This is a genomic window from Streptomyces sp. NBC_01296 (assembly GCF_035984415.1).
In the GTDB taxonomy this organism is placed as follows: Bacteria; Actinomycetota; Actinomycetes; order Streptomycetales; family Streptomycetaceae; genus Streptomyces.
On the sequence record NZ_CP130720.1, the window covers coordinates 6,828,780 to 6,853,319 of the forward strand.

Here is a 24,540-nt window from a genome sequence, read left to right on the forward strand (position 1 = left end):
CGACACGGTCCCCGTCAGTGACACTTCTGCGGGGGGCAGGGGTCCCCACCACACATTTTTCGTGGCCGTCCCCGCGCTGACCCGGCGCGGAGCGGTTGGACAGGGAGATACGACAAGGTGGCAGCACCGAAGAAGGGCCGGCGGCCCACGGGGGCTCAGGGGAGGCCGGGGCGCGCCCTGGCCATCATCCTGATCGCGATGGTGGCGCTCACCGCGGGGATGTTCCTCACGAAGCAGACGACCCCCCGGCTCGGCATCGACCTCGCGGGCGGTACGAGCATCACGCTCAAGGCCAAGAGCGAGCCCGGCAAGCCGGACGCGATCAACGAGACCAACATGACCACGGCGGTCGGCATCATCGAGCGCCGCGTCAACGGTCTGGGCGTCTCGGAGGCCGAGGTCCAGACGCAGGGCCGCGACCACATCATCGTGAACATCCCCAAGGGGACGAACGAGAAGCAGGCTCGCGAGCAGGTCGGTACCACCGCCCAGCTGTACTTCCGCCCGGTCCTGGCCTTCGCGGACGGCGCCCCGGCAGCCCCCGAGGGCACGCCGAGCCCCTCCGCGAGCAGCTCCGGCGCCCCGAAGGCCGAGGGCAGCGGCAAGCCCGGCGCCCCGGCCAGCCCGTCGTCCAGCGCCACTTCCCAGGGCCGTGTGCTCAGCGAGGCCCTCAAGGCCCCGGCCGCCACCGCCACTCCCTCGCCCTCGGCGAGCGAGTCGAAGAAGGCAGACGACAACAAGGCTCCGGCCCCGACCCCGGCCCCGTCGGGCGTCGAGGCGGCCGCCGCCGACCTGCAGGCGAAGTTCGCCGCGCTGGACTGCACCAACGAGGCGCAGCGCGCCGCCGCGGGCAAGGGCGCCAAGCCCGAGGACGCGACGCTGGCCTGTGGCAAGCGCGGCAACACCTGGGGCAAGTGGATCCTCGGCCCGGCCGGTGTCGCCGGTACGGACGTCAAGGACGCCAAGGGTGTCATCGACTCGCAGCGTGGCCAGTGGATCGTCACGATGCAGTTCACCGACAAGGGCGCCGACAAGTTCGCCAAGATCACCGGTGAGCTCGCCACCAAGCAGATGCCGCAGAACCAGTTCGCGATCGTGCTCGACGGCGAGGTCGTCTCCGACCCGTCCGTGAGCCAGGCGCTGACCGGCGGCAACGCCGAGATCTCCGGCGGCTTCACCCAGCAGTCCGCGCAGGACCTGGGCAACATGCTCTCGTACGGCGCCCTGCCGCTCTCCTTCAGCGAGGACAGCGTCACCACCGTCACCGCCGCGCTCGGCGGCGAGCAGCTGAAGGCCGGCCTGATCGCCGGCGCCATCGGCCTCATCCTCGTGGTGATCTACCTGCTCGTGTACTACCGGGGCCTGGCCTTCATCGCCATCGTCAGCCTCCTGGTGTCCGCGATCCTCACGTACTCGATCATGGCGCTGCTCGGAAAGGGCATCGGCTTCGCGCTGAACCTGCCCGCCGTCTGCGGTGCGATCGTCGCGATCGGCATCACGGCGGACTCGTTCATCGTGTACTTCGAGCGCATCCGTGACGAGATCCGTGACGGCCGTACCCTGCGTCCCGCCGTGGAGCGGGCCTGGCCGCGCGCCCGGCGCACCATCCTGGTCTCCGACTTCGTGTCGTTCCTGGCCGCCGCGGTGCTGTTCATCGTCACCGTCGGCAAGGTGCAGGGCTTCGCCTTCACGCTGGGTCTGACCACCGTGCTCGACGTGGTCGTGGTGTTCCTCTTCACCAAGCCGGTCATGACGCTGATGGCCCGTACGAAGTTCTTCTCCAGCGGTCACCCCTGGTCCGGACTCGACCCGAAGCGGCTCGGCGCCAAGCCGCCGCTGCGCCGGTCCCGCCGTACCGGCTCCGGTTCCGTCACCGCTCCCGTCGACGCAAAGGAGGCGTGAGAGATGTCGAAGCTGGGAGATCTCGGCGCCAGGCTGTACCGCGGTGAGGTCGGCTACGACTTCGTCGGCAAGCGCTTCATCTGGTACGGCGTTTCCATCCTGATCACCATCACGGCGATCGTGGCCCTGGCCGTTCAGGGCCTCAACATGGGCATCGAGTTCAAGGGCGGTGCCGTCTTCACCACCCCGAAGACGGCCGTCTCCGTCGCCAGGGCGACCGAGGAAGCGCAGAAGGCCTCGGGCCACGACGCGATCGTCCAGGAGCTCGGCACGGGCGGCCTGCGCATCCAGATCTCGGGTCTGGACACGAACGACGCGGCGGGCGTCAAGAAGCAGCTCGCCACCGACCTCAAGGTCACCGAGGCCGACATCAACGCGGACCTGGTCGGCCCCAGCTGGGGCGACCAGATCGCGAACAAGGCCTGGACCGGCCTCGCCGTCTTCATGGTCCTCGTGGTGATCTACCTCGCCATCGCCTTCGAGTGGCGGATGGCGGTCGCCGCACTGATCGCCCTGATCCACGACCTCACCATCACCGTCGGCGTGTACGCGCTGGTCGGCTTCGAGGTCACGCCGGGCACCGTGATCGGTCTGCTGACGATCCTCGGTTACTCCCTCTACGACACCGTCGTCGTCTTCGACGGTCTGAAGGAGGGCTCGAAGGACATCACCAAGCAGACCCGCTACACGTTCAGCGAGGTCGCCAACCGCAGCATCAACGGCACCCTCGTCCGCTCGATCAACACCACGGTCGTCGCGCTGCTCCCCGTCGGGGCGCTGCTCTTCATCGGCGGCGGCTTCCTGGGCGCCGGCATGCTGAACGACATCTCGCTGTCGCTGTTCGTCGGCCTCGCGGCCGGTGCGTACTCCTCGATCTTCATCGCGACCCCGCTGGTCGTGGACCTCAAGGAGCGCGAGCCGGCGATGAAGGCCCTGAAGAAGCGGGTGCTCGCCAAGCGGGCGGCCGCGGCGGCGAAGGGCGAGTCCGTGGACGACGAGGGCAACGAGGCGGGCGACGCTCCGCAGGTCGTGGCCCAGGGCCGGTCGGGACGGCGCCGGTGAGCGTGCTGTCCCCCGAGGCCCGCGAGCTGCTGCTCAGCCGGATCAAGGACGTCCCGGACTACCCGAAGCCGGGCGTGATGTTCAAGGACATCACCCCGCTGCTGGCGGACCCGAAGGCCTTCGCGGCCCTGACGGACGCGCTGGTGGAGCTGGCCGGGCAGTACGGCGCGACGAAGATCGTCGGGCTGGAGGCGCGCGGGTTCATCCTCGCGGCGCCGGTGGCGGTCCAGGCGGGCATCGGCTTCGTGCCGGTGCGCAAGGCCGGGAAGCTGCCGGGCGCCACGCTCGCGCAGTCGTACGAGCTGGAGTACGGCACGGCGGAGATCGAGGTCCACGCGGAGGACCTGGCGGCCGGTGACCGGGTCATGGTCATCGACGACGTCCTGGCCACCGGCGGTACCGCCGACGCCTCGCTGGCGCTGATCCGGCGGGCCGGGGCCGAGGTCGCGGGTGTGGCGGTCCTGATGGAGCTGTCGTTCCTGCCGGGCCGGGCCAAGCTGGGCACTGCTCTGGGCGGGGCCCCGCTGGACGCGCTGATCGTCGTCTGACGACGCTGCTGCCCACGAAGCGGCGGCTGTCCGGGATCCCCCGGGTGGCCGCCGCTTCTGCGTATGCGGCGGCCGCTGCGCGGGGCCGTCCCCCACCCGCCCTGCGCCCATGGCGGACCTGCGCGGGATGGAGGCTCGGCGAACGGGGGGCCGGAACCATCGCTACCATGGGTTATCCGGACCGGACACGGGCACCGGATCCTCCCCCAAACTTCGTCCGGGGGGACCCCCAGAGGAGCGCTCTTGCCAGACGAGGTCCAGCCACTCTCCGCCGCGCAGCCCGACCCGCAGGCCGACCAGGCCGCGGCGCCCCCCGCCACGCCCCCGCCGGCCCCGCCCGTGCGTCCCGCGCCCGCGAAGTCGGCAGGGTCCTCCAACCGCGTGCGCGCCCGGCTCGCCCGCCTCGGCGTCCAGCGTTCCAACCCGTACAACCCGGTACTGGAACCGCTGCTCCGCATAGTCCGCAGCAACGACCCGAAGATCGAGACGGCCACGCTGCGCCAGATCGAGCAGGCGTACCAGGTCGCGGAGCGCTGGCACCGCGGTCAGAAGCGCAAGAGCGGCGACCCGTACATCACCCACCCGCTCGCGGTGACCACCATCCTCGCCGAGCTGGGCATGGATCCGGCCACCCTCATGGCCGGCCTGCTGCACGACACCGTCGAGGACACCGAGTACGGGCTGGAGGACCTGCGCCGCGACTTCGGCGACGCCGTGGCCCTGCTCGTCGACGGCGTCACCAAGCTCGACCGGGTCAAGTTCGGCGAGGCCGCGCAGGCCGAGACCGTCCGCAAGATGGTCGTCGCCATGGCCAAGGACCCGCGCGTCCTGGTCATCAAGCTCGCCGACCGCCTGCACAACATGCGCACCATGCGCTACCTCAAGCGGGAGAAGCAGGAGAAGAAGGCCCGCGAGACCCTCGAGATCTACGCCCCGCTGGCGCACCGGCTGGGCATGAACACGATCAAGTGGGAGCTCGAGGACCTCGCCTTCGCGATCCTCTACCCGAAGATGTACGACGAGATCGTCCGCCTCGTCGCCGAGCGGGCGCCCAAGCGCGACGAGTACCTCACCGTCGTCACCGACGAGGTGCAGACCGACCTCCGGGCCGCCCGCATCAAGGCCACCGTCACCGGCCGGCCCAAGCACTACTACAGCGTCTACCAGAAGATGATCGTCCGCGGCCGCGACTTCGCGGAGATCTACGACCTGGTCGGCATCCGCGTCCTCGTCGACACCGTACGGGACTGCTACGCGGCCCTCGGCACCGTCCACGCGCGATGGAATCCGGTCCCCGGCCGGTTCAAGGACTACATCGCGATGCCCAAGTTCAACATGTACCAGTCGCTCCACACGACGGTCATCGGACCCAGCGGCAAGCCCGTCGAGCTCCAGATCCGCACGTTCGACATGCACCGCCGCGCCGAGTACGGCATCGCCGCGCACTGGAAGTACAAGCAGCAGACCGTCGCCGGCACCTCCAAGGTCCGCACCGACGTCCCGCAGGCCGCCAAGGGCAGCGCCGGGCAGGACACCGTCAACGACATGGCCTGGCTGCGCCAGCTGCTGGACTGGCAGAAGGAGACCGAGGACCCGGGCGAGTTCCTCGACTCGCTGCGCTTCGACCTCTCCCGCAACGAGGTCTTCGTCTTCACGCCCAAGGGCGACGTCATCGCGCTGCCCGCCGGCGCCACCCCCGTGGACTTCGCGTACGCCGTCCACACCGAGGTCGGCCACCGGACCATAGGCGCCCGCGTCAACGGCCGGCTCGTCCCGCTCGAGTCGACCCTCGACAACGGCGACCTCGTCGAGGTCTTCACCTCCAAGGCCGAGGGCGCGGGCCCGTCCCGCGACTGGCTCGGCTTCGTCAAGTCCCCGCGGGCCCGCAACAAGATCCGCGGCTGGTTCTCCAAGGAGCGCCGCGACGAGGCCATCGAGCACGGCAAGGACGCCATCGCGCGGGCCATGCGCAAGCAGAACCTGCCGATCCAGCGCATCCTCACCGGCGACTCGCTCGTCACCCTCGCGCACGAGATGCGCTACCCCGACATCTCCTCCCTGTACGCGGCGATCGGCGAGGGCCACGTGGCCGCGCAGGGCGTCGTACAGAAGCTGGTGCAGGCGCTCGGCGGCGAGGAGGCCGCCAACGAGGACATCGAGGAGAGCGTCCCGCCCTCCCGGACCCGGGGCACGCGCCGCAAGAACGCCGACCCGGGCGTGGTCGTCAAGGGCGTCGACGACGTGTGGGTCAAGCTGGCCCGCTGCTGCACCCCGGTCCCGGGAGACCCGATCGTCGGCTTCGTCACGCGCGGCAGCGGCGTATCGGTTCACCGCGCCGACTGCGTCAACGTGGACTCCCTCTCCCAGGAGCCCGAGCGGATGCTGGAGGTCGAATGGGCGCCCACCCAGTCCTCGGTCTTCCTGGTCGCCATCCAGGTCGAGGCGCTGGACCGGTCCCGGCTGCTGTCGGACGTCACCCGGGTCCTGTCGGACCAGCACGTGAACATCCTCTCCGCGGCCGTCCAGACCTCGCGCGACCGGGTGGCCACCTCCCGGTTCACCTTCGAGATGGGCGACCCGAAGCACCTGGGCCACGTCCTGAAGGCCGTACGCGGCGTGGAGGGCGTCTACGACGTCTACCGCGTCACCTCGGCCCGCAGACCGTAGCCGAGCGCCTGAGCGCGCGCAGCGCACGTACGAGGGCCCCGGTACGACATTCCGTACCGGGGCCCTCGTACGCGGACAGGCGCCCTGACTAGCCGCCGAACTCCTCCAGGCCCTTCAGGGCCTGGTCCAGCAGGGCCTGGCGGCCCTCCAGCTCGCGCGAGAGCTTGTCGGCCTTCGCGTTGTTGCCCGCCGCACGGGCCGCGTCGATCTGCTCACGCAGCTTGTCGACCGCTGCCTGCAGCTGACCCGTCAGACCGGCCGCACGGGCCCGCGCCTCCGGGTTCGTACGACGCCACTCGCCCTCCTCGGCCTCCTGGACGGCCCGCTCCACCGCGTGCATCCGGCCCTCGACCTTCGGACGGGCGTCGCGCGGCACGTGGCCGATGCCCTCCCAGCGCTCGTTGAGGGAGCGGAACGCGGCCCGGGCCGCCTTCAGGTCCGTTACGGGTACGAGCTTCTCGGCCTCGTCGGCCAGCTCCTCCTTCAGCTTCAGGTTCTCCACCTGCTCGGCGTCGCGCTCCGCGAACACCTCGCCCCGCGCCGCGAAGAACACGTCCTGCGCACCGCGGAAGCGGTTCCACAGGTCGTCCTCGGACTCGCGCTGCGCCCGGCCCGCCGCCTTCCAGTCCGCCATCAGCTCGCGGTAGCGGGCGGCCGTCGGACCCCAGTCGGTCGACTTCGACAGCGACTCGGCCTCCGCGACCAGCTTCTCCTTGACCTTGCGGGCGTCCTCGCGCTGCGCGTCGAGCGAGGCGAAGTGCGCCTTGCGGCGCTTGGAGAAGGCGGAACGGGCGTGCGAGAAGCGGTGCCACAGCTCGTCGTCCGACTTGCGGTCGAGGCGCGGCAGACCCTTCCAGGTGTCCACCAGGGCCCGCAGCCGCTCGCCCGCACTGCGCCACTGGTCGCTCTGCGCCAGCTGCTCGGCCTCGGCCACCAGCGCGTCCTTGGCCGCACGGGCCTCGTCCGTCTGCTTGGCCTTCTGGACCTTGCGCTCCTCGCGCCGCGAGTCCACGGTCGCGACCAGCTTGTCCAGCCGGACGCGCAGGGCGTCGAGGTCGCCCACGGCGTGGTGCTCCTCCACCTGCGTGCGCAGGTGGTCGATGGCCGTCTGCGCGTCCTTGGCGGACAGATCGGTGGTCCGCACCCGCCGTTCGAGGAGGCCGATCTCGACCACCAGGCCCTCGTACTTGCGCTCGAAGTAGGCCAGGGCCTCCTCAGGGGTGCCCGCCTGCCAAGAGCCGACGACCTTCTCGCCCTCGGCAGTACGCACGTACACGGTGCCCGTCTCGTCGACGCGGCCCCACGGGTCGCTGCTCACAGCGCCTCCTCCACCTGATGCCTGCGAGGGGTTCACCCCCTGGGCATCGTCCACAGTTTCCTGGGGCGGGCAGCGCCCGCCCTGCACAACGCCAACATAGGCGACCGCCGGGCCGGCTGTCCGCATCCCGCACGACGGAATATCGCCCCAGGGGGCGGACAGCGGACGGTCCCGGGACTGCCGGAGCCCGTCAGTTCCGGGTGACGGCGCCCTTCTCGATGGTCACCGGGGTCTTGGGGGCCCCGTCCTGGCCGCCGTCGGCGGTACCGGCCTTGGCCACCGCCTCGAGCGCCTTCAGGCCCGCCGCGTCGATCTTGCCGAACGGCGTGTACGAAGGCGCCAGCGGGCTGTCCTTGTAGACCAGGAAGAACTGGCTGCCGCCGCTGTGCGGCTGGCCGGTATTGGCCATCGCCACCGTGCCCGCCGGGTAGATCACCTGGCCCTGCTCGTTCGGCTTGCCCAGCGAGTCGAGGTTCTCGTCCGCGATGGTGTAGCCGGGGCCGCCCATGCCCGTGCCCTCCGGGTCGCCGCACTGGAGTACGAAGATCCCGGACGTGGTGAGGCGGTGGCACTTGGTGTTGTCGAAGAAGCCCTTGTCCGCGAGCGACTTGAACGAGTTGACGGTCTCCGGCGTCTTCGCCGCGTCCATCTCGAACTTGACCTCGCCCGCGCTGGTCTTCAGGTCGAACGCGTACTTCGCGTTCTTGTCGATCGCCATCGCCGGCGAGGGCGACTGCTTCGGCGAGGGCGAGGCCGACGGGTTCGCCGCCGGATCCGCCGCCTGGTCCTTCTTGTCCCTGTCGAAGACGCCGCCCACCACGAGGCCGACCAGCGTCGCGACCACCACGGCCACCGCCGCGCCGATCACGGCCGCACGCTGGCGCGACTTCCGCCGGGCCTCGGCCCGGCGCTTCTGCTGGCGCTCGTACTTCTCCCTGGCGAGCTGTCGCCGCCGCTGATCGCTCGTGACCACCGGGTCGTCTCCTTGTACGTGTATGGCACCGCTGTCCGGGCTCGGTTAGGCCGTACCGTATATGGGTTCGCTGTGTAACGAGCGGCGCCGGTAGGCTCTGAGCAGCAGCATTCCGATCTCGGCCGCTGCTGGAGCTCCCGCCGGACGACGATTGAGGACGAACGTGCTGATTGCCGGGTTCCCCGCCGGGGCCTGGGGGACCAACTGTTACGTGGTCGCCCCCGCCGCCGGTGAGGAGTGCGTCATCATCGACCCGGGCCACCAGGCCACCCAGGGTGTCGAGGAGACGCTGAAGAAGCATCGGCTCAAGCCCGTCGCGGTCGTCCTCACCCACGGCCACATCGACCACGTGGCCTCGGTGGTCCCGGTGTGCGGAGCACACGACGTACCGGCCTGGATCCACCCCGAGGACCGCTACATGATGAGCGACCCGGAGAAGGCCCTGGGCCGCTCCATCGGGATGCCGCTGATGGGCGAGCTCACCGTGGGCGAGCCGGACGACGTCCGCGAGCTGACGGACGGCGCCGGGCTGAAGCTGGCCGGCATGGACTTCTCGGTGGCGCACGCGCCCGGGCATACCAAGGGGTCGGTGACCTTCCGGATGCCCGAGCTGGCCGACATCCCGCCGGTCTTCTTCTCGGGCGACCTGCTGTTCGCCGGCTCCATCGGACGCACCGACCTGCCCGGCGGCTCCCACGCCGAGATGCTCGAGTCGCTGGCCCGCGTGTGCCTGCCGCTCGACGACTCGACCGTGGTGCTGTCCGGTCACGGTCCCCAGACCACCATCGGCCGCGAGCGCGCGACGAACCCGTACCTGAGGGAAGTCGCCGCCGGGCTCGGAGACGGCACCGCCGCTCCACGACGAGGAATGTGACGAGAGTTTCGTGAGCACCTTCAAGGCCCCCAAGGGCACGTACGACCTGATCCCGCCGTACTCGGCGAAGTACCTGGCCGTCCGCGACGCCATCTCAGGCCCCCTGCGGCTGTCCGGCTACGGGTACGTCGAGACGCCGGGCTTCGAGGACGTCGACCTGTTCGCGCGCGGCGTCGGCGAGTCCACCGACATCGTGACCAAGGAGATGTACACCCTCACGACGAAGGGCGGGGCCAACCTCGCGCTGCGTCCCGAGGGCACCGCGTCCGTGCTGCGCGCGGCCCTGGAGGCGAACCTGCACAAGGCCGGCGGCCTGCCGGTCAAGCTCTGGTACTCGGGCTCGTACTACCGCTACGAGCGCCCGCAGAAGGGCCGCTACCGCCACTTCTCGCAGGTGGGCGCCGAGGCGATCGGCGCCGAGGACCCGGCGCTGGACGCCGAGCTGATCATCCTGGCCGACCAGGCGTACCGCACGCTCGGCCTGCGCAACTTTCGGATCCTGCTGAACTCGCTGGGCGACAAGGAGTGCCGCCCGGTGTACCGCGAGGCGCTCCAGGGCTTCCTGCGCGGGCTGGACCTGGACGAGGAGACCGTCCGCCGGGCAGAGATCAACCCGCTGCGCGTCCTCGACGACAAGCGGGCCGAGGTGCAGAAGCAGCTGGTCGGCGCGCCGATGCTGCGGGACTACCTGTGCGACGCGTGCAAGACGTACCACGAGGAGGTGCGGGCGCTGATCACGGCGGCCGGGGTCGCCTTCGAGGACGACGAGAAGCTGGTGCGCGGACTCGACTACTACACGCGGACCACGTTCGAGTTCGTCCACGACGGTCTGGGCTCGCAGTCCGCGGTCGGCGGCGGCGGCCGCTACGACGGACTGTCCGAGATGATCGGCGGCCCTGCCCTGCCGTCGGTGGGCTGGGCGCTGGGCGTGGACCGTACGGTGCTGGCGCTCGAAGCGGAGGGCGTCGAACTGGACATCCCGCCGACGACGTCGGTGTTCGCGGTGGCGCTGGGCGAGGCGAAGCCGGTGCTGTTCGGGCTGGTCACGGAGCTCCGCAAGGCCGGTGTCGCGGCGGACATCTCGTACGGGGGCAAGGGCCTCAAGGGTGCGATGAAGGACGCCAACCGCTCCGGGGCGCGGTTCGCGATCGTCGCCGGTGACCGCGACCTCGCCGAGGGCGTGGTCCAGCTGAAGGACATGGAGTCCGGGGAGCAGTCCCCGGTCGCCGTGACGGACGTGGTCGGGGTCCTCCGGACCAAGCTGGCCTGACGGAAGCCGCCCCTGGGGGCGGGGCCGGGACCGTTCCGCTGCGCGGAGCCGCTCCCCGCCCCGCCCTTCTCCCGTTCACGGGACCCGCGCCTCAAGCGCCGGCGGGGCTGGAAACACCGTCAGAGCAAGTCGTGGCGCATGGCCGTCGTCACGGCAGCCGTGCGGTCCGTGACCTCGAGCTTCGCGAAGATCCGCAGCAAGTGCGTTTTGATCGTCGACTCCGCCACGAACAGGCGGCGGCCGATCTCCGCGTTCGTCGCACCCTCCGCGACCAGCCGGAGGACCGCGACCTCCCGGTCCGACAGGCGCGGGCGCTCCGGGCGGGTGCGCAGGCGGTCCACCAGGCGGCCCGCCACCGACGGGGCCAGGACCGTCTCGCCCCGCACCGCCGCGCGGACGGCCTCGGCCAGTTCCGCGCGCGCCATGTCCTTCAGCAGGTAGCCCGCCGCCCCCGCCTCCACCGCGCGCAGGATGTCCCGGTCGTTCTCGTACGTCGTCAGGACCACCACCCGGACCGGCAGCCCGGCCGCGCTGATCCGCGCGATGGACTCGACGCCGTCACCGCCCGGCATGCGCAGGTCCATCAGGATCAGGTCCAGCTCGGGGGCCAGCTGCGCGGCCAGCGCCTCCGCCTGCGGGCCGTTCGCGGCCTCCGCGACGACCTCCAGGTCCGGCTCCGCGCTGAGCATGCCGCGCAGGCCCTCCCGTACCACCGGGTGGTCGTCGGCCAGCAGGATGCGGATCATGTCGTACGGCTCCTCAGCGGATCGGGAGTGTCACGGTCACCGTGGTGCCGGCATGCGCCGCGCTGTCGATCGCCGCGGCGGCGCCGACCTCCGCCGCGCGGGCGCGCAGCCCCCGCAGGCCGTGGCCCGAGGCGGGGGCCGCCGGGTCGAAGCCCCGCCCGGTGTCCCGGACCGTGACGGTCAGTTCGCAGTCACCGTAGGCCAGGGACACCGAGCACTGCGCCCGGGGCCCGGCGTGCTTCGACGCGTTCGACAGGGATTCCTGGCAGGACCGCAGGGCCACCACCTCCAGCGCCGCGGCCAGCGGCCGGGCCTCCCCGGTCACCGACACCGCCGCAGGCGGGTCCTGCCGGGCCGCGAGGCGGCGTACGGCGTCCGGCAGCGAGCCGGCGTCCAGGTCGGCGGGGGCGCCGCCCGAGACCAGGGCCCGGGCCTCGGCCAGGTTCTGCCGGGCGGTGGCGGCCATCAGCTCCAGGTGCCGGTGGGCCTGCTCCGGGTCGGTGTCCAGCTCCGACTGCACCGCCTGGACCAGCATCAGCAGACTCGTGAAGCCCTGGGCGAGGGTGTCGTGGATCTCGCGGGACATGCGTTCCCTTTCGGCATGGGCGCCCTGTGCGGCGGAGAGCCGGGCCACCTCCTCCCGGCTGGCGTCGAGTTCGGAGATCAGCGAGGCCCGCTCCTGGCTCTGCTCGATGATCCGGAGGATCCAGGCGCCGAAGAAGGAGGAGAAGGCGAGGGTGACGAACGAGCCGACCGCGTTGATGAAGACGATGTGGCCCTCCGGCCGCCACAGCAGTGCCCAGCCCGCCACCGGCAGCAGCGACACCACCGCCATCGCGCCGATCGCCCGGCGCAGGGGCAGCAGCATGAAGCAGTGCGGGGCGAGCGCGAAGGTGATCAGCCGGGTCTCGCCCACCAGGAAGGCGGCGGGCAGGAAGAGGGCCAGCATCACGCCCAGGTAGCGCAGGGAGAGCCGCGGTTCGGCCCCCGGATCCTTCAGGAGCAGGGGCCGGCCGGCCCACGCGTACCAGGGGATCAGCAGCGCGAGCAGGGCGGCGGCGGGGACCCGGTACGACAGCGCCGGGAAGTCCGCGCCCAGGACGAAGGCGACGGTCGCGGCCCACACGACGCCGAAGTAGAGGTCCCACGGCCCGAACGCGCGGTCCCAGACGTGGGATTCGCGGGCTCCGGCCGTACCGGTGAAGCCGTTCAGCCGTCGCGGCGGTTCTTCCACTTGAAGGTCAGCAGACACAGCACCAATCCTCCGACGACCCAGGCCCCCAGGACCAGGGCGACCTTTCCGTACTCCCAGCTGCCCGCCTGCTCCAGGACGGCCGCGGACTCCGGCAGGAACACCCCGCGCAGACCCTGGCACATCCACTTGAGCGGGAAGAGCGCGCCGATGTTCAGCAGCCAGTCCGGGATCGCGTTGACCGGGATGAACACGCCGGAGATGAACTGCAGGATCAGGAACGGCAGGACGACCACCGAGCTGGCGCTCTTGCCGGATTTGGGCAGGCTGCTGATCGCGATGCCGAGCAGGGCGCACCCGGTCAGGCCGAGGACGAAGATCCAGCCGAAGGTGAGCCACTTGGCGGCGGACGTCGGCAGGTCGAGGTCGAACAGGGTGGAGCCGACGAGCAGCAGGATCGCGGTCTCGGCGAGTCCGGTGGCCAGCACCATCCAGACCTTGCCGAGGAAGTACGCGGCCGGGGGCATCGGCGTCCCGCGCAGCCGGCGCAGCACCTTCTCGTCCCGTTCGACGGCGATCGAGATGCCGAGCGACTGGAAGCTGGTGGACATGATGCCCGCCGCGACCATGCCGGCCGCGTACAGCTGGGAGGCGGTGACCCCGGTGTTCTCCACGCTGTCGCCGAAGATCGAGGCGAAGAGGGCGAGGAAGACGATGGGGAAGGCGAAGGTGAAGATCATCGCGTCGCGCTGGCGCACGAACTGCCTGATCTCCAGGGCCCCGCGGCTCAGGCCCAGGGCCCAGGCGCCGGGCAGCGCCTTCGCGGCCGCGGCGGCCCGGTCGCCGGTCGTCACGGTGGTGGCGGTGCTCATCGTGCGTCCTCCAGCTGCTGTGCGGGCGTGGGTACGAGCTGGCCCGTGAGGCGCAGGTACACGTCCTCCAAGGTGGGCCGGCCGATCTTCAGCCCCGGGATCTCCCCGTCGAAGCGGGCCATGAGCTCGGCGACCGTACGGGTGGGGGTCTCGGTGGCGACGCTCTGCGGGGTGCCGTCGGCCCCGGTCCACTCGACGGTGGCGCCGGTTCCGAAGCGGGAGCGCAGCTCGGCCGGTTCGCCCTCGGCGACGACCTTGCCGCTCGCGATGACCGCGAGGCGGTCGGCGAGGGCCTCGGCCTCCTCCAGGTAGTGCGTGGTGAGCACGATGGTGGTGCCCTCGGCGGCGAGCAGCCGGATCAGGTCCCAGAACTGGCGGCGGGCCGCCGGGTCGAAGCCGGTGGTCGGCTCGTCGAGGAGCAGCAGCTCGGGACCGCCGATGACGCCCAGCGCCACGTCGAGCCGGCGCCGCTGGCCGCCCGAGAGGCCCTTCACCCGCTGCTCGCGCTTCTGCTCCAGGCCTACCAGGGCGATGACTTCGGCCGGATCGCGCGGGGCCGGGTAGTAGCGGGCGAAGTGCTCGACCGTCTCCCGTACCGTCAGTTCCGCGGGCGCCGACTCGTCCTGCCAGACGATCCCGACGCGCGAGCGCCAGGCCCGCCCGGCGGTGGCCGGGTCCGCGCCGAGCACGGCGACCTCGCCGCCGTCCCGTACCCGGTGGCCCTGCAGGATCTCCACCGTCGTGCTCTTGCCGGCGCCGTTGGGCCCGAGGAGGCCGAAGACCTCGCCCTGCCGGATCGTCAGATCGAGTCCGTCCACTGCGGTGACTTCGCCGTACTGCTTGCGAAGCCCCCGTACTTCCACCGCGTTGCGTGTCATGTCTCAAATGGTGTGGCGGAACCCGCTCCACCGGTCCCCCCGTGCGTACGTCCTTATGTCCACCGAACGGTGGACACGGGCTCAGTACGGCACAATGGCCGGTGCTTGTTGACCTTGCAGATGTGGAGCGGGCGGTATGACGACACGAGGTACGGACGCAGACACCGCCCCGCGGACGGTCGGCGCCAGCCGGGCACTCGCCCTGCTGCTGGTGATCACGGGCGCCGCGGGACTGCTCGCGGCCTGGGTGATCACGATCGACAAGTTCAAGCTGCTCGAGGACCCGAACTTCACGCCGGGCTGCAGCCTGAACCCGATCGTCTCCTGCGGCAACATCATGAAGAGCGAGCAGGCGTCCGCGTTCGGCTTCCCGAACCCGATGCTGGGGCTGGTCGCGTACGGGATCGTGGTCTGCGTCGGCATGAGCGTGCTGGCCGGGGCCCGCTTCCGCCCCTGGTACTGGCTGACCCTCAACGCGGGCATGCTGTTCGGCGTCGGCTTCTGCATGTGGCTGATGTACCAGTCGCTGTACAACATCAACTCGCTGTGCCTGTGGTGCTCGCTGGCGTGGGTCGCCACGATCTTCATGTTCTGGTACGTCACCGCGCACAACGTGCGGGAGGGCCTGCTGCCCGCCCCGGGCTGGCTGCGTTCCTTCCTCGACGAGTTCACCTGGGTGCTGCCGGTCCTGCACGTCGGGATCATCGGCATGCTGATCCTGACGCGCTGGTGGGACTTCTGGACCTCCTGAGGGCCTCCCGGGCCCGCGGCCCGCTGTCGGTGGGCTGTCGGTGGGCTCGCTTAGGCTTCCTGTGTGGAACCAGACCTGTTCACCGCCGCTGCCGAAGACCGCCGGGAGAAGGATCCGGCGAGCTCTCCGCTCGCCGTCCGGATGCGCCCGCGCACCCTGGACGAGGTCGTCGGCCAGCAGCACCTGCTGAAGCCCGGATCACCGCTGCGGCGGCTGGTCGGGGACGGGGCGGGCGGTCCGGCCGGTGCCTCGTCCGTGATCCTGTGGGGCCCGCCGGGCATCGGCAAGACCACCCTCGCGTACGTGGTGAGCCAGGCGACGCAGAAGCGGTTCGTGGAGCTGTCGGCGATCACGGCGGGCGTGAAAGAGGTACGCGCCGTCATCGAGGGCGCCAAGCGGGCGGCCGGCGGGTACGGCAAGGACACAGTCCTCTTCCTCGACGAGATCCACCGCTTCAGCAAGGCCCAGCAGGACTCGCTGCTCCCGGCCGTCGAGAACCGCTGGGTGACGCTGATCGCCGCGACCACGGAGAACCCGTACTTCTCGATCATCTCCCCGCTGCTGTCGCGGTCGCTGCTGCTCACGCTGGAGCCGCTGACGGACGAGGACCTGAGCGCGCTGATGCGGCGGGCGCTGACGGAGGAGCGGGGCCTGGGCGGGGCGGTGACCCTTCCGGCGGACGCGGAGGCGCACCTGCTGCGGATCGCCGGCGGCGACGCCCGGCGGGCGCTGACGGCGCTGGAGGCGGGTGCCGGTTCGGCGATCGCCAAGGGGGAGTCCGAGATCAGCCTCCGGACGGTGGAGGAGGCGGTCGACCGGGCGGCGGTGAAGTACGACCGGGACGGGGACCAGCACTACGACGTGGCGAGCGCGCTGATCAAGTCGATCCGCGGATCGGACGTGGACGCGGCGCTGCACTATCTGGCGCGGATGATCGAGGCGGGGGAGGACCCTCGGTTCATCGCGCGCCGCCTGATGATCTCGGCGAGCGAGGACATCGGGCTGGCGGACCCGACGGCCCTGCCGCTCGCGGTGGCCGCGGCGCAGGCGGTGGCGATGATCGGTTTCCCGGAGGCGGCGCTGACCCTCTCGCACGCGACGATCGCGCTGGCCCTGGCCCCGAAGTCGAACACGGCGACGACCGCGATCGGCGCGGCGCTGGCGGATGTCCGGGCGGGGCTGGCCGGCCCGGTGCCGACGCATCTGCGGGACGGGCACTACAAGGGCGCGGCGAAGCTGGGCCACGCGGTGGGGTACGTGTACCCGCACGACGTGCCGGGCGCGATCGCTGCGCAGCAGTACGCCCCTGATGCGGTGCACGGGAAGCGGTACTACGAGCCGACGCGGTACGGCGCGGAAGCGCGGTACGCGGACGTGGTGGAGAAGGTCCGAGAACGCCTCCGCGGCGGTGCCTGATTCCGTCTGCGGCGCCGCCGGCGGGGTCCGGCCCCGGACCCCCGCGCCTCAAACGCCGGCGGGGCTGAACTAAGACACCCCCTGGTGGCCCGCCGCCGCGAACAGGTGGTGCATCGCCCGGCGCAGCTCGCAGACGTCGCGTACCGGCGCCGGGAAGTCGAAGCGGGCGTCGAAGGAGGAGCCGTCGCCCGTGAAGCGGACTCGCAGGCCCAGCCGGTCCAGGGCCAGGGGGACCGCGGTCGCGGCGGCGCTCTCCCGCGGGCCCAGCAGCGCGCACAGGTCCGCGATCCGGTCGCGGTGCGCGGCGGCCAGGTGCTGGAGGAGCTCGGTCTCGTGGTTCACCATCGGGTCCGGCTCCGCCGTGGCCAGGTCCTCCGGGTCCACGTGCTCCGCGCCCCACAGGTCGTCCACCGAGATCTCGCCGACCTCCAGGCGCAGCATCACGAAGGACGGCCGGCCGTGCAGACCGAGGAGTTCACCCACCGGCCGGCGCTCCGCCAGCAGCGCCGCGCAGGCCGCGCGGTCGTCCCCGCGCACCTGCGTCAGCCACCCGGCGAGCCACGCACGGCCTCGGATACGATGGGGCACGGACACCGGCGCCACATCCGTGATCTCGATCACGGCAGTGAGGTCGTCGTCCTGGGCGTGAGCGGCTGCTCTGGCAGCCGCGGATTCCCCTGACACCAGGAGAATCACGTCCCCGTCCGGGGTGACGGTCCGCGCGGCCGGCATCCCTGTCCCGAACTCTGCCTGGTCAAGAGACCGCAGCTGGTCAACAGCACCCGGCAGCGTGAGGGATACTGAGGCGTTGGACTCTACGAGGGTTCGTACGCGTTCGGCTCCGGTGAGCTGCCGAACGCCTTCCCTGGGACGCGGCTGACCTTGCCTACCGTCGTCGAAAGCAGATCCTGTTTCGTTTGGATCTGAACTTCGATGCGCACTGGGCAGGGGGATCCCATGTGGTCGAGACATTACGTCCTCCTCGCTAAGGTAAGCCTCACCTAACTTACATGGAGGTAGGTTCCACGTGAACCAGAAGCGACCCAAGGTCAAGAAGTCGCGTGCCCTCGGCATTGCGCTGACCCCGAAGGCCGTCAAGTACTTCGAGGCCCGCCCCTACCCGCCGGGCGAGCACGGCCGTGGCCGCAAGCAGAACTCGGACTACAAGGTTCGTCTGCTGGAGAAGCAGCGTCTGCGCGCTCAGTACGACATCTCCGAGCGTCAGATGGCCCGCGCGTACGACCGCGCCAAGAAGGCCGAAGGCAAGACGGGCGAGGCGCTTGTCGTCGAGCTCGAGCGTCGCCTCGACGCCCTGGTTCTGCGTTCGGGCATCGCCCGCACCATCTACCAGGCTCGCCAGATGGTCGTTCACGGCCACATCGAGGTCAACGGTGGCAAGGTCGACAAGCCGTCGTTCCGTGTCCGCCCGGACGACGTCATCACCGTGCGCGAGCGCAGCCGCGAGAAGGTTCCGTTCCAGGTTGCCCGTGAGGGTGGCTACGCAGGCGAGGGCGAGACCCCGCGCTACCTGCAGGTCAACCTGAAGGCCCTGGCCTTCCGCCTGGACCGCGACCCGAACCGCAAGGAAATCCCGGTCATCTGCGACGAGCAGCTCGTCGTCGAGTACTACGCCCGCTGATCCAGCGGCCGTAGCCTCACAGGCTGGTCAGCCCGTCGGTTCCCCCTTGGGGGAGCCGACGGGCTTCCTGTTTTTCCGCGGGCCCGTACCGCCCGCCGTGCCCGACGCTTCCCCGGCCCTCGGCCGCGCCAGCGGTTCCACCGCCGGCTCCGGCGCCCGCAGCGCCCGCTCGACCGCCTCCTCCGCCGACAGGCTCCGGCCGTGCTGCGCGCACGCCTCGTAGCGCTCCGCCCCCAGCAGCTCGCCCGCCCGCTCCCGGCACATCAGCCGCGGGGCGTTGAAGTAGCCCGAGCCGAACAGCTGAAGGCCCACCCCGTCCCACATCGGCTCCGCCGCGCCCTGGAGCACGGCCGCCTCGGCCGGATGGCCCTCGGCCGCCGTGACCAGGGCCAGCAGCTCCACCGCCAGCACCAGCCCGACCAGGTCGCGGAAGGCGTGGTTGATCGTCACGCACTCGCTCAGCAGCCGCCGGGCCTCGGCCGTGGCCCCCGCGTCCAGCGCCGCGTACGCGAGGACGTGCAGGGCGTACGCCTTCGTCCAACGCTCCCCGCGCTCCTCGCAGATGTCCCGGACCTCCCGGCACAGCGAGAGCGCGCCCGCCAGATCCCCCTGGAAGGCCAGCGCCATCGCCAGCTCCACCTGGCACATCAGCACGTTGCTGTTCAGTTCCCCGGCGTCCCGGTACTGCTCCAGTGCCGAGCCCAGCAGCTCCCCGGCCCGCGCCATGTCGTCGGAGACCAGCGCCAGGCAGCCCAGCCGGTGCACCGCGTACGCCGCCGCCACCGGGTTCCCGGTCCGCGCCGCCCCGTCCCGGCACTCGTACAGGGCGCTCATCGAGGCCACCGCATCGCCCTGCAGGGCCGCCACGTAGCCCAGCACCCACAGCGCCTTCAGCCGCGACCCCGCGTGCTCCGACTCCGCCGGGCCGGGTTCCAGTGTCCGGTCCAGCCAGTACCGGCCCTCGGTGAGCCGGCCGCAGCCGGCCCAGTAGAACCACAGCGTCCCCGCCAGGTACTGCCCCAGATGGGCCTCGTCCGGATCCTCCAGACAGCACTCCAGCGCCAGCCGCAGATTCGGCAGCTCCGCCTCCACCAGCGCGGCCACCTCCTGCTGGCGCGGGCTGAACCAGTCCAGCTCGCACCAGGTCGCCAGCCCCACGTACCAGTCCCGGTGGCGCCGCCGCAGCCGCCCGGCGTCGCCCGACGACTCCAGCCACCCCGACCCGTACGCCCGTACGGTCTCCAGCATCCGGTAGCGCACCCCGGCCGCCGTCTCCTCCCGGGCCAGCAGCGACTGGGTGAGGAGCTCCCCGAGCACGTCCAGCACCGAGTCCACCGGCAGGTCCGCCCCCGCGCACACGTACTCGACGGCATCGAGGTCGAAGTGCCCGGCGAACACCGACAGCCGCGCCCACAGCAGCCGCTCCTGCGCGGTGCACAGCTCATGGCTCCAGCCGATCGCCGTACGCAGCGCCCGGTGCCGCGGCAGGGCCCCGCGCACCCCGCCCGTCAGCAGCGCGAACCGGTCCTCCAGCCGGGTCAGCACCTGCTCCGGCGACAGCGCCCGCAGCCGCCCCGCCGCCAGCTCCAGCGCCAGCGGGATCCCGTCGAGCCGGGTGCACAGCTCCACCAGTGCGGGCCGGTTGGCCGCGGTCACCGCGAAGCCCGGAACGGCGGCCGCCGCCCGCTCGGCCAGCAGCTCCAGTGCCTCCTCGGGGCCCGGCGGGGCCAGCGGGAAGGCCTGCTCCCCGTCGAGGTCGAGCGGCCGCCGCCCGGCGGCCAGCACCCGCAGGCCGGGGGAGCGGCGCAGCAGCTCCCGCACCAGCTCGGCGGTCTCGTCGACCAGCTGCTCGAACCCGTCCAGGACCAGGAGCAGCTGCCGCTCGGCCAGGTGCTCGGCCAGGACCCTCCGGGGCGGCCGCGTGGTGTGGTCGGTGAGCCCGAGCGACTCCGCCAGCGTGAGTTCGAGCAGCGCCGGATCGCGTACGCAGGACAGCTCGGCCAGCCATACGCCGTCGCAGTAGCGTTCCTTCGCAGCACCGGCTGCCTCGGCCGCTTCGGCCGCATCCCGGGCCGCCGCCAGCGCCAGCCGGGACTTGCCCACCCCGCCGACGCCGGTCACGGTGACCAGCCGGGAGGCCTCCAGCAGCCTCCCCACCTCGGCGAGTTCCGCACCCCGCCCGACGAAGCGGCTCAGCTCCGAGGGAAGATTGCCGCAGGTCCTCTGTCGTACGGGCCTCTGTCGCATGGGACACGGAGGGTACTGGTCCGAATGCGCTGCGTACAAGGTGGGTCCGCCGGACCGTGAATTCCGGTACGGCGGTGGATCTCCGGCGCGATAGGGTCGGAGAACGACTTTTCTACGTAGTGATCAACAGGCAGAGAGCGGTGCAACGTGTCCGGTGGAGAGGTGGCCGGGATCCTCGTGGCCGTCTTCTGGGCCATTCTGGTCTCCTTCCTCGCCGTGGTGCTGGTGAGGCTGGCCCAGGTGCTCAAGGCGACGACCAAGCTGGTGGCCGATGTGACCGACCAGGCCGTCCCGCTGCTGGCTGACGCCTCCACCACCGTCCGCTCCGCGCGCACCCAGCTCGACCGGGTCGACGCCATCGCGAGCGACGTCCAGGAAGTCACCTCGAACGCCTCCGCGCTGTCCTCCACCGTGGCCTCCACCTTCGGCGGGCCGCTGGTCAAGGTCGCGGCCTTCGGCTACGGGGTCCGCAAGGCACTGGGCAAATCCACGGAAGACGCGCCGCAGAAGGCGTCCCGACGCACCGTGATCGTCGGCCGTACGGTGCCGACGCCCCGGCGCCGGAAGCAGAAGGGCTGAAACCTCCGATGTTCCGCCGAGCCTTCTGGTTCACCGCCGGCGCAGCCGCCGGCGTGTGGGCCACCACCAAGGTCAACCGCCAGCTCAAGAAGCTGACACCGGAGAGCCTCGCCGCCCAGGCCGCCGACAAGGCCGTGGAGGCGGGCCACCGCCTCAAGGACTTCGCCCTCGACGTCAAGGCGGGAATGTCGCAGCGCGAGGACGAGCTGAACGACGCACTGGGATTGCACCAGGATCCCGACCGGCCCGACAACGTCACCGCCCTCCCCGGGCCGCGGCGGCTGCAGGCCATCCAGAACGACAAGACCACCCACTCGAAATTTTCGTACGACCGGAATGAGGACCACTGATGGAGTCGGCTGAAATCCGCCGCCGCTGGCTGAGCTTCTTCGAGGAGCGCGGTCACGCCGTTGTCCCTTCGGCGTCGCTCATCGCGGACGACCCGACTCTGCTGCTGGTCAACGCGGGCATGGTCCCGTTCAAGCCGTACTTCCTCGGCGAGACCAAGCCCCCGGCCCCGCGGGCCACCAGCGTGCAGAAGTGCGTCCGTACGCCGGACATCGAAGAGGTCGGCAAGACCACCCGCCACGGCACGTTCTTCCAGATGTGCGGCAACTTCTCCTTCGGCGACTACTTCAAGGAAGGCGCCATCAAGTACGCCTGGGAGCTGCTGACCAGCTCCGTGGCGGACGGTGGCTACGGCCTGGAGCCGGAGAAGCTCTGGATCACCGTCTACCTCGACGACGACGAGGCCGAGACGATCTGGCGTGACGTCGTCGGCGTCCCCGCCGAGCGCATCCAGCGCCTGGGCAAGAAGGACAACTTCTGGTCCATGGGCGTCCCCGGTCCCTGCGGCCCGTGCTCGGAGATCAACTACGACCGCGGCCCCGAGTTCGGCGTCGAGGGCGGTCCGGCCGTCAACGACGAGCGCTACGTGGAGATCTGGAACCTGGTCTTCATGCAGTACGAGCGCGGCGCCGGCGACGGGAAGGAAGACTTCCCGATCCTCGGCGACCTGCCGTCGAAGAACATCGACACCGGTCTCGGCCTCGAGCGCCTCGCGATGATCCTGCAGGGCGTGCAGAACATGTACGAGACCGACACCCTGCGCGTGGTCATGGACAAGGCCACCGAGCTGACCGGCGTGCAGTACGGCGCCGCCCAGAACACCGACGTCTCGATGCGCGTGGTCGCCGACCACATCCGCACCTCCGTGATGCTCATCGGTGACGGCGTCACCCCCGGCAACGAGGGCCGCGGATACGTGCTGCGCCGCATCATGCGCCGCGCCATCCGCAACATGCGCCTCATGGGTGCCACTGGTCCGGTCGTCCAGGAGCTCGTGGACGTCGTGATCAACACGATGGGGCAGCAGTACCCGGAGCTGGTCACCGACCGCAAGCGCATCGAGACCGTCGCGCTCGCCGAAGAGGCCGCCTTCCTCAAGGCCGTCAAGGGCGGCACGAACATCCTCGACACCGCCGTGACCGAGACCAAGGCCGCCGGAGGCACGGTCCTCTCCGGCGACAAGGCGTTCCTGCTCCACGACACCTGGGGCTTCCCGATCGACCTCACCCTGGAGATGGCCGCCGAGCAGGGCCTCTCCGTGGACGAGCCCGGCTTCCGCCGCCTGATGCAGGAGCAGCGCGACCGCGCCAAGGCCGACGCCAAGGCCAAGAAGACCGGCCACGCGGACATGTCCGCCTACCGGGAGATCGCCGACGGCTCCGGCGCCACCGAGTTCACCGGCTACGCCACCACCCAGGGCGAGTCCACCATCGTCGGCCTGCTGGTCAACGGCGTCTCCGCGCCCGCCGCCTCCGAGGGCGACGAGGTCGAGGTCGTCCTGGACCGCACCCCCTTCTACGCCGAGGGCGGCGGCCAGCTCGCCGACCAGGGCCGCATCAAGCTCGACTCCGGCGCCGTCATCGTCGTCCGCGACGTCCAGCAGCCGGTCCCGGGCGTCTCCGTGCACAAGGGCTCCGTCCAGGTCGGCGAGGTGACGGTGGGCGCCTCCGCGTACGCCGCCATCGACATCAACCGCCGCCGGGCCATCGCCCGCGCCCACTCGGCCACGCACCTGACCCACCAGGCGCTGCGCGACGCCCTCGGCCCGACGGCCGCCCAGGCCGGTTCCGAGAACTCGCCCGGCCGCTTCCGCTTCGACTTCGGCTCGCCGAACGCGGTGCCCGGCACGGTCCTCACCGACGTCGAGCAGAAGATCAACGACGTGCTCTCGCGTGAGCTCGACGTCACCGCCGAGATCATGAGCATCGACGAGGCGAAGAAGCAGGGCGCCATCGCCGAGTTCGGCGAGAAGTACGGCGAGCGCGTGCGCGTCGTGACCATCGGCGACTTCTCCAAGGAGCTGTGCGGCGGCACGCACGTCGCCAACACCGCCCAGCTGGGTCTGGTGAAGCTGCTCGGCGAGTCCTCCATCGGCTCCGGCGTGCGCCGTGTCGAGGCCCTCGTCGGCGTGGACGCGTACAACTTCCTCGCCAAGGAGCACACGGTCGTCGCCCAGCTCCAGGAGCTGGTCAAGGGCCGTCCGGAGGAGCTGCCGGAGAAGATCGCCTCCATGCTCGGCAAGCTGAAGGACGCCGAGAAGGAGATCGAGAAGTTCCGCGCGGAGAAGGTCCTCCAGGCCGCCGCCGGTCTCGCCGAGAACGCCCAGGACATCCGCGGCGTCGCCCTCGTCGTGGGCACCGTCCCGGACGGCACCGGCGCCGACGACCTGCGCAAGCTGGTTCTCGACGTCCGCGGCCGCATCCAGGGCGACCGCCCGGCCGTCGTGGCCCTGTTCACCACCTCGGGCGGCCGCCCGCTGACCGTCATCGCCACCAACGAGGCCGCCCGCGAGCGCGGTCTCAAGGCCGGCGACCTGGTCCGCACCGCCGCCAAGACCCTCGGCGGCGGCGGTGGCGGCAAGCCCGACGTCGCCCAGGGCGGCGGCCAGAACCCGGCCGCCGTTCCCGACGCCATCGCCGCGGTCGAGCGCCTCGTCGTCGAGACGGTCTGACCATGACTCTGCGCCGCGGCCGCCGTCTCGCCATCGATGTGGGGGACGCCCGTATCGGGGTCGCCTCGTGCGACCCCGATGGGGTGTTGGCCACACCGGTGGAAACAGTTCCGGGCCGGGACGTCCCCTTCGCCCACCGGCGGCTGCGGCAGCTCGTCGAGGAGTACGAACCACTGGAGGTCGTGGTCGGCCTGCCCCGCTCGCTCAGCGGGCGGGAGGGGCCGGCCGCGGCCAAGGTGCGCGCCTTCGCCACGGAACTCGCCAAGGGAATCAAGCCGGTGACGGTCCGTCTCGTGGACGAGCGGATGACCACGGTCACCGCCGCCCAGGGGCTGCGGGCCTCGGGGAGGAACGCGAAAAAGGGCCGTTCGGTGATCGACCAGGCGGCCGCAGTGGTGATCCTTCAGAACGCTCTTGAGACCGAACGGGTATCAGGTAATCCGCCCGGTGAGTGCGTCGAAGTGGTTGTCTGATCGCGATACGGTAACGTTCCGCGCGATGCGGCGGCATTCGAACAGTCGTCGCCCACTTCAGAGGCGGAACCGGGTGCCGCGGCGGATGTAGCCGCTGCCTCCGTCTCGCGGCTC

Annotated in this window: 21 protein-coding genes; 13 read left to right on the forward strand and 8 right to left on the reverse strand. The window is 71.0% G+C overall.

The features are described from left to right. Positions 1-117 precede the first annotated feature (117 nt). From secD to OG299_RS31190, 4 genes are all read left to right on the forward strand, one after another. Complete coding sequence (gene secD, locus OG299_RS31175; RefSeq protein ID WP_266631022.1) at positions 118-1,902, forward strand: protein translocase subunit SecD; 1,785 nt, start codon at positions 118-120, stop codon at positions 1,900-1,902. Between the two features lie 3 nt (positions 1,903-1,905). After that, complete coding sequence (gene secF, locus OG299_RS31180) at positions 1,906-2,964, forward strand: protein translocase subunit SecF (protein ID WP_327363260.1); 1,059 nt, start codon at positions 1,906-1,908, stop codon at positions 2,962-2,964. A 2-nt stretch (positions 2,965-2,966) separates the two neighbouring features. Beyond that, a complete protein-coding gene (locus OG299_RS31185) occupies positions 2,967-3,512 on the forward strand; it encodes an adenine phosphoribosyltransferase (protein ID WP_405706546.1) in 546 nt (181 codons plus the stop codon). Between the two features lie 243 nt (positions 3,513-3,755). Next, positions 3,756-6,179 (forward strand): RelA/SpoT family protein, encoded by a 2,424-nt coding sequence (locus OG299_RS31190; RefSeq protein ID WP_266631026.1) that lies wholly within the window; start codon positions 3,756-3,758, stop codon positions 6,177-6,179. Positions 6,180-6,267: 88 nt separating this feature from the next. Here OG299_RS31190 and OG299_RS31195 read toward each other — a convergent pair whose 3' ends face one another. Further along, positions 6,268-7,497 carry a DUF349 domain-containing protein gene (locus OG299_RS31195; RefSeq protein WP_266631028.1) on the reverse strand — a complete coding sequence of 410 codons (1,230 nt, stop codon included), beginning with the start codon at positions 7,495-7,497 and terminating at the stop codon, positions 6,268-6,270. A 190-nt stretch (positions 7,498-7,687) separates the two neighbouring features. After that, positions 7,688-8,470: a peptidylprolyl isomerase gene (locus OG299_RS31200; protein ID WP_327363261.1), complete on the reverse strand. Its 783-nt coding sequence runs from the start codon at positions 8,468-8,470 to the stop codon at positions 7,688-7,690. Between the two features lie 163 nt (positions 8,471-8,633). Here OG299_RS31200 and OG299_RS31205 point away from each other — a divergent pair, with 163 nt between their 5' ends. Both OG299_RS31205 and hisS read left to right on the forward strand, forming a co-directional pair. Further along, on the forward strand, positions 8,634-9,344 hold the full coding sequence (locus tag OG299_RS31205) for an MBL fold metallo-hydrolase (RefSeq protein ID WP_327363262.1): 711 nt from the start codon (positions 8,634-8,636) through the stop codon (positions 9,342-9,344). A 10-nt stretch (positions 9,345-9,354) separates the two neighbouring features. Then, complete coding sequence (gene hisS / locus OG299_RS31210; protein WP_327363263.1) at positions 9,355-10,614, forward strand: histidine--tRNA ligase; 1,260 nt, start codon at positions 9,355-9,357, stop codon at positions 10,612-10,614. Between the two features lie 119 nt (positions 10,615-10,733). On the opposite strand, the gene OG299_RS31215 is transcribed toward hisS, so the two are convergent. From OG299_RS31215 to OG299_RS31230, 4 genes are read right to left on the reverse strand one after another with little or no spacing between them, the layout of a single operon-like run. Then, on the reverse strand, positions 10,734-11,360 hold the full coding sequence (locus tag OG299_RS31215; RefSeq protein WP_327363265.1) for a response regulator: 627 nt from the start codon (positions 11,358-11,360) through the stop codon (positions 10,734-10,736). Positions 11,361-11,373: 13 nt separating this feature from the next. Beyond that, the gene (locus OG299_RS31220; RefSeq protein ID WP_266631038.1) at positions 11,374-12,612 is read right to left on the reverse strand and encodes a sensor histidine kinase; all 1,239 of its coding nucleotides are present in this window, start codon (positions 12,610-12,612) and stop codon (positions 11,374-11,376) included. Then, entirely contained in the window at positions 12,570-13,424 is an 855-nt protein-coding gene (locus OG299_RS31225; RefSeq protein WP_327363266.1) for an ABC transporter permease, read from the reverse strand. Before OG299_RS31225 ends, OG299_RS31220 begins: the two co-directional genes overlap by 43 nt. Beyond that, complete coding sequence (locus OG299_RS31230) at positions 13,421-14,302, reverse strand: ABC transporter ATP-binding protein (protein ID WP_266631042.1); 882 nt, start codon at positions 14,300-14,302, stop codon at positions 13,421-13,423. The genes OG299_RS31225 and OG299_RS31230 overlap by 4 nt, the downstream gene beginning before the upstream one ends. Before the next feature lie 136 nt (positions 14,303-14,438). Here OG299_RS31230 and OG299_RS31235 point away from each other — a divergent pair, with 136 nt between their 5' ends. Together OG299_RS31235 and OG299_RS31240 are read left to right on the forward strand one after the other, a co-directional pair. Beyond that, a complete protein-coding gene (locus tag OG299_RS31235) occupies positions 14,439-15,053 on the forward strand; it encodes a vitamin K epoxide reductase family protein (protein ID WP_327363267.1) in 615 nt (204 codons plus the stop codon). Between the two features lie 63 nt (positions 15,054-15,116). Next, a complete protein-coding gene (locus OG299_RS31240) occupies positions 15,117-16,469 on the forward strand; it encodes a replication-associated recombination protein A (protein ID WP_266631046.1) in 1,353 nt (450 codons plus the stop codon). Positions 16,470-16,538: 69 nt separating this feature from the next. Here OG299_RS31240 and OG299_RS31245 read toward each other — a convergent pair whose 3' ends face one another. Beyond that, the gene (locus OG299_RS31245; protein ID WP_406511830.1) at positions 16,539-17,201 is read right to left on the reverse strand and encodes a DUF2470 domain-containing protein; all 663 of its coding nucleotides are present in this window, start codon (positions 17,199-17,201) and stop codon (positions 16,539-16,541) included. A gap of 295 nt (positions 17,202-17,496) precedes the next feature. Here OG299_RS31245 and rpsD point away from each other — a divergent pair, with 295 nt between their 5' ends. Beyond that, the gene (gene rpsD, locus OG299_RS31250) at positions 17,497-18,108 is read left to right on the forward strand and encodes a 30S ribosomal protein S4 (protein WP_030294564.1); all 612 of its coding nucleotides are present in this window, start codon (positions 17,497-17,499) and stop codon (positions 18,106-18,108) included. 27 nt (positions 18,109-18,135) lie between these two features. Here the strand turns inward: rpsD and OG299_RS31255 are convergent, their stop codons facing one another. Further along, a complete protein-coding gene (locus OG299_RS31255) occupies positions 18,136-20,355 on the reverse strand; it encodes an ATP-binding protein (protein WP_327363268.1) in 2,220 nt (739 codons plus the stop codon). 147 nt (positions 20,356-20,502) lie between these two features. Here OG299_RS31255 and OG299_RS31260 point away from each other — a divergent pair, with 147 nt between their 5' ends. Genes OG299_RS31260 through ruvX form a run of 4 tightly spaced genes read left to right on the forward strand, consistent with a single transcriptional unit; the run spans position 20,503 to position 24,426 of the window. After that, positions 20,503-20,934, forward strand: a complete 432-nt coding sequence (locus OG299_RS31260; protein ID WP_266631053.1) for a DUF948 domain-containing protein — start codon at positions 20,503-20,505, stop codon at positions 20,932-20,934. Between the two features lie 8 nt (positions 20,935-20,942). Then, positions 20,943-21,284, forward strand: coding sequence for a DUF6167 family protein (locus OG299_RS31265; protein ID WP_266631055.1), 342 nt, complete (start codon positions 20,943-20,945; stop codon positions 21,282-21,284). After that, positions 21,284-23,953: an alanine--tRNA ligase gene (alaS, locus tag OG299_RS31270; RefSeq protein WP_266631057.1), complete on the forward strand. Its 2,670-nt coding sequence runs from the start codon at positions 21,284-21,286 to the stop codon at positions 23,951-23,953. The genes OG299_RS31265 and alaS overlap by 1 nt, the downstream gene beginning before the upstream one ends. Before the next feature lie 2 nt (positions 23,954-23,955). Next, positions 23,956-24,426: a Holliday junction resolvase RuvX gene (ruvX, locus tag OG299_RS31275; RefSeq protein WP_266631059.1), complete on the forward strand. Its 471-nt coding sequence runs from the start codon at positions 23,956-23,958 to the stop codon at positions 24,424-24,426. The last annotated feature ends 114 nt before the right edge of the window (positions 24,427-24,540 follow it).